Raw genomic sequence first — 12,330 nt, 5'->3', positions numbered from 1 at the left:
TCGGCTAGCATAAAGTTCTAGGAGACCTTACATGAAGTCTGTTTTGCTTCTGATTTCGCTTGTTTTAGTCGCAGGATGCACCCATTTTCAACGTTCGACCGACAGCGGTTACGGCAATACGACAAACCGATACGAGGAAGGATCCGACAATTCCAGCTCTCTTGACCGAGACACCCGAAAAACCGCGTATGAAATGGGCAAAGATCCCGCGGCTCTGACTTCGCGAGATTTGCAAGATATTCGCACGCGTCAGAAAGTCCGCGAGTTGGAGCGATCCTTAGGCTCAAAAAAAGAGCGCGAACAGTACTCGAAAATTCTTCCGTGGTTGAAGAACGATGACGAAAAAGTGGCTTTTCTATCAGTCCCTTCGATTGAAGGCCGCCAACAGTGGATCAACCGCAAAGATATTTGGAGCCGCAGCCAAGCGCCTCAACAGGAAATGAAGGACCTGGTAGAAACGCAGGACATTGCGGTGGGCATGCCACAAGAATATGTACGCCGCTCGTGGGGCGAGCCTCTGGCGGTGGAAGTATCAGGAAATCCGATCTACAAAAATGAACGCTGGAAGTATCAACGACATGTTTCGACCTCATCGGGATTCCGTCAGGAGACCCGCTATGTTTACTTCGAGGGCGGACGAGTTGTTGGGTGGGAGACGGAGTAGTTTCTTCCTTGGGGAGGGGCTTTGGGCTTACTTCCCTTTCGCTCGGACAGTCCTCGCTCTTTTTTTTCCTTCTTGGCTGCCGCTGGAATTTTGGGGTTCGCTGCGGAACTCGCTACAGGGAAGTAAGCCCAAAGCCCCTCCCCAAGCACGAAGCTCTCGCTCCGGCTCCATGTGTTTGGGGGAGCTGAGCTTTCGCGATGGTTTTTTAAATATTGTTCGAAGCGCCTCAGAGCGCGACCCGTTTCAGACTAAAAAACAGGCACACTAGCGCTGATCAAAAAGGTCCAGCTGCGAGGCGGAGGGTTTTTTCCGAAGCGGAGGCGTGCTGGAGGCACGTCGGAGCGCAGGAAAAGGCCCTCCAACGAAGTCAGATGGGCCTTTTTCATCAGCGCGGGTCAGTGGGCTTCGTCCCAGTTATTTCCTATGGCATAATTCACTTTTAGAGGGACCTTAAGCGTCGCCACATTTTCCATGATCTTCACTAGTTCCGGTGAATACTTTGTCAGATCTTCTTCGGTGCCCTCGAAGATCAATTCGTCATGCACTTGCAAGAGCATTCTTACTGGGACTTTTTCGAAGACTTCGATCATCGCTTTTTTAACCAGATCGCTGGCTGTTCCCTGGATGGGAGCGTTGATGGCGGCTCGTTCTCCGAATTTTTTGAGGGCCATGTTTTTTGATTTTAGCTCTTCGATATAACGGCGGCGGCCAAACAAGGTTTCTACGTAACCTTGTTCGTGGGCTTTCTTTACGGTGCCTTCAATGTATTCGCGAACATTTTTAAATCTTGTGAAGTAGCGCTCGATAATGTCTTTGGCTTCGGTTCTAGAAATACCCAAGTTTTCGGCAAGACCGAAGGCGCCTTGGCCGTAGGCAATTCCGAAGTTGACGGCTTTGGCGGATCTTCTGAGGTCTGAGGTCACTTGGTTCAAAGGCACGTTGTAAATTTCCGATGCGGTCGCCGCATGGATATCCAAGTCTTCCGCAAAGGCTTTGCATAGATTCGGATCTTCCGAGATGTGCGCCAGGATTCTAAGCTCAATTTGTGAATAGTCCACCGACAAAAGTTTCATTCTTGGAGCGGCAATAAAAGCCTTGCGGACCTGCTGCCCCCGAACAGTTTTAATCGGAATGTTTTGCAGATTGGGATGCGTGCTGGAAAGACGTCCCGTCGTTGTTAAAGCCTGGTTGAAACTTGTGTGCACCCGATCGTCCTTCGGATCAATCATCGTGGGAAGAGCATCGACATAGGTTGATTTTAACTTGGAAAGTTCACGCCATTGCAAAATCAATTTGGCGATAGGATGATCCAGACCGGAAAGAACTTCTTCGTCGGTGGAATAGCCCGTCTTGGTTTTTTTAGCGGCAGGCAAACCCATTTTTTCAAAAAGGATGCCTCCCAACTGTTTGGGACTTCCGACATTAAAAGTCTCCCCGGCCTCCTTAAAGATACCTTGCTCAAGGCTGGCAATTTCACTTTCCAACTCGGCACTTTGTTTTGCCAGCAGGTCTTTGTCGATACGCACGCCCCATCTTTCCATCGATAACAGAACGGGGACCAAAGGAAGTTCCAATTCCTGATAGACTTTTTCACTCGCGAGTTTTTTTAGTTCATGCTGCAAAGTTGCGGCAAAATTACGGTGAGCATTGTACAGTGCTGATGGAGACACCAGTTCAGGTATATTCTCAAGCATGTAGCGGGTGTAAACTTTATTGAAATCCGAGGTATCACCGGCCTTAAGAACATAAGCCGCCAATTGAGAATCCCAACCAGCCAACGGAGCTTTTGCGCCGATTTTGTACCAGAACGACTTCAAATCAAAACCACTCCAGCGGATCTTAAAGGTGTCGGACAACTTACCAAGATACTCGAAGTCTGTGACTTCCAGAACATCAGAGTCTGTCCCAACAAAAACACCGCGCGTGTCACTAAAGCCCCACAACACTTGATTTTCCGACAGCATTTCCGCCAAATCACGAGTGGTGACCGTGCGCTCTTGAAAATGCCGATCCTCCTTGGTGATGACCAAAGTGGGCTGAATCTCCCCTTCACTGACGGCGACACTTGGGGCGGTGACTTTGGGCACAGCCGCAGGCACTTCGATGTTGGAACCGAATAAAGTTTTTTCGAAATTCTTGAAATTCAACTCTTGCAGAAGTGCTTTCAATTCTTCTGTTTTAAAGGGTTGAAGTTTGTAGGCATTGAAGTCCTCTGGAACGTTGCAATCCGTAGAGATAGTCACAAGTTTTTTCGACAAAAAGGCATTGTCTTTCGAAGCGATCAGCTTCTCGCGCACACTTTTACTTTCGACCTTGTCGATGTTTTCGTAAATGCCTTCCAGAGTTTTAAACTGCTCCAGAAGTTTGATGGCGCCTTTTTCACCGACACCCTTCACTCCCGGTACATTGTCGGAAGCATCGCCGACGATCGCCAAATAGTCGATGAACTGCGCGGGACTGACGCCCCACTTTGCAAAAACGCCTTGGGCATCATAGCGTATGTCTTTCATCGTGTCATACAGCCATACGTGATCTTGCACCAACTGGCCAAAATCCTTATCGCCACTGACGATGAAAACTTCCATATTGTGATGGCGTCCCCATTTTACCAGCGAACCGATAATATCGTCCGCTTCATAGCCCTGCATGTCGAATGCAGGAATGCCCAAAAGCTCGGCAAACTTTTTGATATAAGGCACCTGCTTTTGCAAGTCCTCGGGCATTTCAGACCGATGAGCTTTGTATTCAGCATACATATCCTTACGAAAGGACGGCTCTTTGCGGTCGTAACAAAACACCAGATATTCGGGCTTTTCTTCTTTAAGAAGCTTGATGAGCATGGAGAGAAATCCATACACGGCATTGACGGGCACACCCGATGGAGACGTCAGCTGTCGAATCGCGAAAAACGCGCGAAAGAACATGGCACTGACGTCGATGAGATAGAGTTTTTTCATAAGGTCTCCCAAAGCAAAGGCCTATTTTTACACTGGGAGATTCTTAATGTCGATTATTCTAAGTCTAGTTTGACGCGAGAAAAGTGAATTTGCTCAAGGGCTTTCTTGTCGCATTCATCTTCGGCAAACGGAGCATACTTCACTTCGTCGCAAACTTCTTCTGCCTGACGCAATAGAATTTCCAACTCGCTTTGAATCGCTGTTTCAATAAGTCGAATTCCGTCTTCCCAGGAGTCGACATCTTCAGAAGAACAATGCAGACGACGAGCCATTTCCGATTTGCTCCAGCCCATGCGCAGACGAAGCGTGCGAAGAGATTCTTTGGTCCATTCCAATTCCTGCTTATCAATCATATAAACCTCTAGATTTACTCTAAAACTAGGTTGGATTAGAGTCGAAATACTAGTTGTATTATAGGCTGCAAGCACTAGATAATGCGATGAATCAAAGACTATTGTTCAGGGAAAACAAAGACGAGATCATGTTCGCCGGCCAAGTCCAATTTATCGCGGGCCTGGCGCTCAATATAAGAGGGGTCCTTTGCTTGTTTAAGCTGTGCGGACAACCCGGCAATGTTTTGGCGGGTTGTCCGAATGTCTTCATTGATGCGGTCAAAGTCCCGATGCAAACCCCACAAACGAAACACATTCCCATTAAGAACAATGGACACGGCGAAAATCATCAGACAGCAAAGGGCAACCTTCGTAGGGTGATTAAGAAAGCGACGTACTCCGACAGCAAACTGAGTGTAAGACATAAAACTATTGTAGCCCCACGTCCTGGGGCTGGCTACGCGACTGAAGTCTTAATTGGCAGAGTTAGTTCGTGTTACCATTTTCTTTGATTCGGACCAGTCCATTGCGATTCAAACTGTTGTAAGTTGTAAAATCACCGCAGGCAAAAATATCGCCCGACCCGTCGTCGGCGGATTTCAAACACCAGCCTGTCGCATTGATCCCCGTTCCCAAACCAAATGACATGTCCATGCTGCCATCAATATTCAATGCGATAATACGCGGAACAGTGATGGGATAAGCCGAGCCACTGTAGGGGCTGAAATATCCTGTAAAGGCGCCTGTCGCATAAACCCGGCCATCCTTTGCAACGGCAAGACTTGTTACATAGCCTCGATCGACAGTCGTCGAGCTTGCCGTGTAACGATACATCAAACCCGAACCGACGTTGAACGTGTTATCCAACGCTCCGCTGGCCTTGATTTTTACCAACCCCATACGGACCTGAGACTGAAACTTTTGGAAGACTCCCGCCACATAAATTCCGCCATCAGAAGCAACTGCCAAGTCATAGATGGCTGCCCCCGTCGCCGGAGAAGCATAACCAGGTCCGGCACCTACGTTGAAACTCGAACTTAAAATTCCAGTCTCTTTGAGGCGCACTAGATAGTTTCTGGCCGTACCATTATAGGAAGTGAAATTTCCCCCCATCAGGACATCGTTTGTACCGTCGTTCACAGGTTTGATGACGTAAACATACGAACCACCGAATCCGGAACCCACGTTGAACGAAGCGTCTATGCTGCCATCTGCATTCAATCTAATGGCACGTGCTGAACTCACCCCTTTGTACGTGGTGAACTCGCCCCCGGCATATATTTTCCCAGGCTGACCTGGCACTGAGGTGATGTCGTAGATACGCCCGTTAAATCCCGTGCCCATGGCAAATGCCGAATCGATACTTCCATCGAAATTAAGTCGCACGATGCGATTGACAGTCGTCCCTTTATAAGTGGTGAACGCCCCTGCTACGTAAAGTTTATTGATCGACTTATCGTAATAAAGCGCCGACACCTCGCCGTTAAATCCCGTGCCGACAACAAAGCTTGTATCCAGAGAGCCGTCCTGATTGATACGCGCAATATAAGGACTTGAGACGCCCCGATAGGTCGTAAAACTTCCGCCGATAAAAAGGCGGTCAGAACCATCGTTGATTTCGACAATTTCTTTAAGAAGGCCGCTTCCACCAGCGATTCCCGCACCGATGTTAATACCGATATCGGGTGTGCCATCGGCATTTAATCTTAGTAAACGAGCAAAACCGAACGCATCATACGCCGTGAATGCCCCACCGACTAAAACGTCGCTGTAAGGATTGTCCCCGGCTGGAGGCACTAACACCGCGTTCGTGTAACCACTAGCACTAAATCCCCTGTTCACAAAGGTCGCACTTAAAGCCCCGTTCGCCTGTAAACGCGCAAAAAAGCTTTGTGGCGTTCCGCGATAGGAGGTGAACTCGCCCGCAACGTAAATGTCGCTGGTCCCATCTCGCGCAGGAGTGATATCCCGAACATAACCGGCATTAAAACCATTTGTCGTTCCGGGAGCACCATTGAACGTCGCAGATAAGGCGCCATTGGCCGTCAAACGCGCGATCCGCAAACCCGAGTTGGCGGTGGCTCCGTATTGGGTGAAGTTGCCGCTCACATAAATCTCGCTGTCATCATCCGGAGCCAGTTCAATATCGTGAACATACGAAGACGCCGTTGTGAATCCGGCCGTTGCGCCAGTCGCCCACCCTGCGGCCACAGCACCGTCGGCGACATTCACCTTCACAAGTCTGTTGACGGTAACGCCACGATACGTCGTGAAGTTGCCGCCAACAAAAAGCGAGTCGCCATCCGCCGACAAACGAAGAGCTTTAATTTCTCCATTCGGCACGCCACCCGTGCTCACGTTAAAGGTCGTGACGATACTTCCATCACTATTTAGTTGAACAAGCTTCGCGGACGTCGCCTGTCCGTTGATAGATGTGAAGTTGCCGCCAGCAAAAATAGTCGTGCCCGGTCCGTACTCCAGCGCAGAGACCGCCCCGCCCACAACCACCGGCACAAAAGAGTCATCCAAAGAACCGTCGCCATTCAAACGAATAAGGTAGTCTGCCGTCGTGATGCCATCAAAGTCCGTATAAGCACCACCCACATAGAATTTTCCACTGCCGTCTTTGCTGGGAAGAATTGAAAAGACGGTATTGTTAAAGCCGGTACCGATACTAAACGATTCGACTCGGTCACCGCTGTATTTCAGTCTGGCAAGCCGATTCAATGTGATGTCACCCAACTGAGTAAACGCTCCGCCGACCAGAATATCGCGGCTGCCATCGTTGGTGGACGCCAACGACCACACCGCCCCATTCAAACCATCACCTAAAGTGGTAAATGTGGGCTTATAAAGAAAACTTCTGGTGATAACACCAGAACTATTTCCGGCGGCATCGACCTGAGTGGCAGAGACACTACGCGCACCATCGACCCCGTCAATCAGAATATCGACAGAAAACTCACCATTCACACACGGCACCGTCGCCGGACCGAGCACGTTACTGGAATAGGTCATTTGCATTTCAATTCCAGTTTCACAGGCGCCTAGCAAAGTGCGCTTATCTGATATCACGGTGTCATTTTCAAAAGGAATTGTGAAGGCCACGGTAGGACCGGAGGTATCAATGATCCAACCATCACCCATTGTCACACTGGAAATGTTCCCGACATTATCTACAGAGCGCACTTTCGCATAATAGCGAGTGTTTGCCGTCAAGCTCAGTCCCGTTACCGTCACAGACACGCTAGAGCCCGCCGATGTCCACCCCTTTACATCTTCGGTCAATGGACTAGTACCGATAGCAAATTCAAAACGATTGAAACCGGAACCTCCGTCTGTTCCTCCGCCAACCCAAGAGATCAGCGGCGACGTGGTTAAAGATGTGGAATAAGTTCCATCGTCAACACTGACGGACGGGATCGGCCCCTGACTGTCATGCACATAGTTGGTCATATAAGAACAGACACTGCTTTTATTGATCGTCGTGTCCGTCGCCTTGGCATAGATGGTCGTCGTCGTATTGGGAAGAATAGAGATTGTCACGCCCGTGGATTCGAATGTGGCTTTGGTGCCACTGCCGATCTGAGTACTGCAAGATGAATCCGAAAAAAGCGTCACAACATCAGCCACGACATCAAGGTATCCTTTGATCCTCGGACTGGTTGATGCTCCCGAAGGGCTCTGAGGATCTGCCGCGAAGAAAGAGGGCGCAGGAACATTCACGTTCACCAAAAATCCCGCGTTGATCGGGGACACGGTCACGTTGCCGGCGCTGTCCTGCGCTCTTAGTTGAATGTAATATCGGACGCCATCACTCAGTGCCAAACCGCCGACCGTGAAAGAGCTTGAGGTCACTTGCATCCAATCTACGACGTCGTTGATGGACGCTCCCGCCGTACCTGTGCCCACAGCATATTCATACTTGATCAAGTTGGCATCGGTCGCGGCCTGCGAATAAGAAACCGCCGGAGAACTTGTCGCCGAGGTGTGGGTCGCCGCGTAAGTCACATTGGGCGACGCCCACACGGGTGGCACCGTATCCAAGGTGACGGTATTTGAGTCGACCCGACTGGCGATATTACCTGCGGCATCTCGAACAAATGCGGAGAGGACTTTCACACCATCTCCTCCCGTTAAATTGATCGTCGAGGGGATGGGAAGATTCTGCCAGGAGCATGAAAGGACATCAGCGCTATTGGTCATCAAACAATACTGCGTAGGTTCACCGGTCATCGCGCCTACACCCAAGGTCACCGTCGTACTGTTGACGTAAGACCCGCCATGAATTACCAAACCGGAAAACGTGGGGGCTTGATTGTCATGGCGATAGTTAGCCAAAAAACTACAAGAGGAGGCATTTCCAGCAGCATCGAAAGACTTGGCATAAACGGCCATTTCGGAGTTACTTAGAACCGAGAAACTGATTCCGGCCCCTTCAAATTCAGCTTTACTGCCTGTTGCGATCACAGAACTACAGCCCGCATCCGAAAAGAGTTTTACCGTCGTAGAGTCCGCACTGACGGAACCTTTCGCCGTGGGATTTGTGGTGGTGGCGCTTGGGGACGATGGCACAAAAGAACTCCACGCCGGAGGAGCCGCGGGGCCTGTCACATCCACTGTCCATCCTGTCGCAGACAACACTGTCGATGTGTTAAGAGCCTTGTCGGTAGTGCGAAAGTTGATATAGTAAGTTCCTCCATCCAGCAAAGTCAGGCCGCTGAAGACGGCCGGAGACGTCGCAGACAATGTCGTCCAGGCACGCACATTTGTTCCACCCGCTGTAGTGCCAATCGAGTATTCTGTTTTCAAGACACCCGAAACGGCATCGGCCGTGGTGGCGGACCACGACACGGTCGGCGAAGAACTGGTACTATTAAAGAATATGTTATGAGAAATCGCACTGACATTGGTCGGAGCGACGTTGTCGTGAAGATAAGTCGCCATTAAAACGCAAGAGGTCGGATTTAAGGAGGCATCATAACCTTTCGCATAGATGGCCGTGTGTTCATTTGCTTTGGCTGTCACACTAATTCCAGCACCTTCAAAATCCGTCTTATTCCCCGTTCCTACAATGGCCCCAGCACAGGATGAGTCCGCATAGAAGTTCACATTAACAACGTCTGCCGAAGAATATCCTTTGATCTTCGGTGTGAGATTCGCTGAAGGCGAAAGAGGTGTCGTTGAAAAGTATCCAATAGTTAACGGAGTGATCGCACCGCTTTGATGAACATAATCCATTAAATAAGTACAGCTTGAAGAATTCCCGGCACGGTCTTTGGCCTGCGCAAACAAAGATGTGGTCGCGCCGACAGGCACGGTGATCTGAATCCCCGTAGTAACAAAACTGTCTCGAGTTCCTTGTCCCAAGACATCCGTACACAGATTGTCGCTATAGATAAAGACGTGGGAGGTTTCAAGATCAACCACACCTTTAATCAACGGCGCTAGGACACTGGAAGGCGTGGGCGGTACAGTCGCAGGACTGGACGGATTCGCCGGTGGAACGATGTCGACGTAAACCGTATTGGAAAACACCCGGTTTGAAATATTGCCGACGGCATCCTTGAAAAACAAAGTGTAAGACCTAAACCCATGGGGTGCTGACGATGTCAGCGTGACCGGCAAAGGCGGACTTTGCCAGTTGCAATTTCCCGGTTCCGTGTCGTTTTCCAAAAGGCAGTAAGAAGCGGCTTCGGCGGACTCTCCGATAACGGAATAGTTCAAGTTTGTTTTATTCACATACTCGGGTTCATCAATTTTAAACTGATAAAGCGCAGGGGCAATGGTATCAGAGGTATAAGACACCAAGGATTCACACGGGCCATAGTTGCCCAATAAATCAAAAACGCGGGCATGAATGTGCGTGCTGATATTGGGAATGACCAGCGCATGAATACCACCCACCGGAAAGCTCGCTGCCGAACCGGCACCGATCGGCACCGAGCAGGTACTATCGGAATACAAAGTCACTGCGTAAGAATCGCTGTGTTTGGAACGACCTTTAATCAGTGGCGTCAGAGTGCTCGACAACGTGTTAGGTTCGATCGAGATAAATTCAAGAGTCAGTTCGGGTTTATAAAGGGCCCCACCACCGCCTAATATCGGAGACTTCTGAGCCGCAGACTCAATGGAAAGTGTTCCGCCGCAGGCGCTGAGCATAAAGATAGCTATCGCGATGATTCCAAAACGTCCCAGAATAGCCATATCTATAATATCGGTTTATTTAAAAAATTACTTAAGCTCCCTTAAGATCTATTGAATTTGACAATGAAGTCCGTCGAAAGACAGCTACTGGTCTTATTTTGATATTTCTTTAAATAGTTAATATCTATAATGTGAATAGTAACTATCGATTCGATTTATATGCAAAAAAGTCCGAAATTACTCATATACCCAATGGAGGTCCCTGTGAGAAAGTGGGAAGATTACAAGGCAACGATTCAAACGGAAGACCCGGTCTTCGCATCCATCCGCCAAGGCGAACTTCAGACCGTGCTTTCTTATCTAACTAGACATGGGGACCCTAACCTGACCAATCAGAAAGGCCATTCACTTTTAATGTTGGCCGCTTACAGTGGTCATTTATCTTTGGTTCATCTTCTTCTTCGCCATGGTGCCAATCCAAATTCGCGGGACAATACGGGAAATACGATCCTGATGGGGGTCGCCTTCAAAGGCTATGAAAAAATCGCACAGGTGCTGATCAATGCAGGGGCGGATACTTTCGCCAAAAACAAGAGTGGGCAAACCGCTTTAATGTATGCCGAAGCTTTTGGCCGCACGAATTTAGTTCCACTCTTTTTGGAAAAAACGGCGACAAGTACTGCAAAGTCATCATCCCTTCGCCGACTGAAGGCCGTTTTCCAATTGATTCAATCGTCACTCACTAAAGGAGCTCTTCACCATGAGTAAAACTCTTACCACATCCGCTGGCGTCCCCGTTTCTGAAAATCAACATTCACTGACGGCCGGAGAACGCGGTCCCGTTTTAATGCAAGACATTCATTTGATCGAAAAACTCGCACACTTCAATCGGGAAAGAATTCCTGAACGTGTGGTTCATGCCAAAGGCTCGGGGGCTTACGGCACCTTCACAGTCACTCATGATATCACCCGTTTTACCAAGGCAGCTTTATTTTCTAAAATCGGCAAAAAGACGTCAGCCTTTTTACGCTTTTCAACGGTGGCCGGTGAAAAAGGTTCTGCAGACACCGAACGCGATCCACGGGGATTCGCCTTAAAACTGTACACGGAAGAGGGCAACTGGGACATTGTCGGGAATAACACACCGGTCTTCTTTGAGCGAGATCCCTTAAAATTCCCCGACTTTATTCATTCACAAAAACGTGATCCTCGAACCGGATACAAAAACCCACTGCGCATGTGGGACTACTGGGCACGCGCGCCGGAAGCCCTTCATCAGATCACGATTCTTTTCGGTGACCGTGGTATTCCCGACGGCTATCGCTTCATGAACGGCTATGGCAGTCACACCTTCAGTTTCATCAACACCAAGAATGAAAGAGTCTGGGTAAAATTTCATTTCAAATCACTTCAAGGGATCAGAAATCTTTCTGTAGAAAAGGCGACAGAACTGGCTGGCGCCGATCCCGATTATGCGGGACGTGATCTTTTCGAAGCTATCGAACGCCAAGAATTTCCCCGCTGGGCGCTTAAAGTTCAAATCATGACCGAGCGACGAGCGGAACAGACCAAGTTCAATCCTTTTGATCTGACGAAGATCTGGCCTCATAAAGACTTCCCTTTGTTAGACGTCGGAGTCTTGGAGCTGAATCGCAATCCTGAAAATTATTTTGCTGAAGTTGAACAAGCGGCTTTTTCACCAAGCAACGTGCCACCGGGAATCGGCTTTTCACCAGACAAGATGCTGCAAGGACGATTGTTCGCCTATCCAGATGCGCAACGCTATCGTCTGGGCGTAAACTTTCAACACCTGCCAGTGAATCGCGCGCATTCGGCCGTGAATACTTATCATCGCGACGGCAGCATGCGGTTTGATGAGAACGGGGGACTTGTCGATAATTACGAGCCCAATGGATTCAGTGGACCAACCCAAGACAAGCGACACAGCGAACCCCCACTGCCTTTATCGGGTGCCGCCGATCGCTATGACGCGCACAAAGAAAACAACGATTTCACTCAGGCCGGAAATCTGTATCGACTTTTTTCCGCAGAAGAGCGGGATCGCCTGACTCGAAATATCGCAGGAACCATGAAGGGGCTACCCGAAGAGCTGCAAAGAAAAAATATTGCTCACTTCTCAAAATGTGATCCCGAATACGGAGCCCGCATTTTGGCCCACCTGGGGCTCACTCCATAGAACCAACTTTTAGTGAAAGTTCCTGGCTAAGGC

General features: G+C 49.3%; 7 protein-coding genes. 3 read left to right on the top strand and 4 right to left on the bottom strand.

Features of this window, described 5'->3' with window-relative positions; translation table 11 throughout:
• Positions 1-31: 31 nt before the first annotated feature.
• Positions 32-664: a hypothetical protein gene (locus tag OM95_RS02145; protein ID WP_041869751.1), complete on the top strand. Its 633-nt coding sequence runs from the start codon at positions 32-34 to the stop codon at positions 662-664.
• Positions 665-1,059: 395 nt separating this feature from the next.
• On the opposite strand, the gene polA is transcribed toward OM95_RS02145, so the two are convergent.
• From polA to OM95_RS02125, 4 genes are all read right to left on the bottom strand, one after another.
• Positions 1,060-3,621, bottom strand: a complete 2,562-nt coding sequence (gene polA / locus OM95_RS02140) for a DNA polymerase I (protein ID WP_041869749.1) — start codon at positions 3,619-3,621, stop codon at positions 1,060-1,062.
• A 53-nt stretch (positions 3,622-3,674) separates the two neighbouring features.
• Entirely contained in the window at positions 3,675-3,974 is a 300-nt protein-coding gene (locus tag OM95_RS02135; RefSeq protein ID WP_291515457.1) for a helix-turn-helix domain-containing protein, read from the bottom strand.
• 98 nt (positions 3,975-4,072) lie between these two features.
• Positions 4,073-4,378, bottom strand: a complete 306-nt coding sequence (locus tag OM95_RS02130) for a septum formation initiator family protein (RefSeq protein ID WP_041869746.1) — start codon at positions 4,376-4,378, stop codon at positions 4,073-4,075.
• Positions 4,379-4,439: 61 nt separating this feature from the next.
• Positions 4,440-10,160: a delta-60 repeat domain-containing protein gene (locus tag OM95_RS02125; RefSeq protein ID WP_041869743.1), complete on the bottom strand. Its 5,721-nt coding sequence runs from the start codon at positions 10,158-10,160 to the stop codon at positions 4,440-4,442.
• Between the two features lie 204 nt (positions 10,161-10,364).
• Here OM95_RS02125 and OM95_RS02120 point away from each other — a divergent pair, with 204 nt between their 5' ends.
• Positions 10,365-10,868, top strand: a complete 504-nt coding sequence (locus OM95_RS02120; protein ID WP_291515456.1) for an ankyrin repeat domain-containing protein — start codon at positions 10,365-10,367, stop codon at positions 10,866-10,868.
• The gene (locus OM95_RS02115) at positions 10,861-12,297 is read left to right on the top strand and encodes a catalase (protein WP_041869741.1); all 1,437 of its coding nucleotides are present in this window, start codon (positions 10,861-10,863) and stop codon (positions 12,295-12,297) included. Before OM95_RS02120 ends, OM95_RS02115 begins: the two co-directional genes overlap by 8 nt.
• The last annotated feature ends 33 nt before the right edge of the window (positions 12,298-12,330 follow it).

Origin of the sequence: Bdellovibrio sp. ArHS (assembly GCF_000786105.1) — a bacterium.
In the GTDB taxonomy this organism is placed as follows: Bacteria; Bdellovibrionota; Bdellovibrionia; order Bdellovibrionales; family Bdellovibrionaceae; genus Bdellovibrio.
This window is presented reverse-complemented; position numbering and strand designations above follow the sequence as displayed.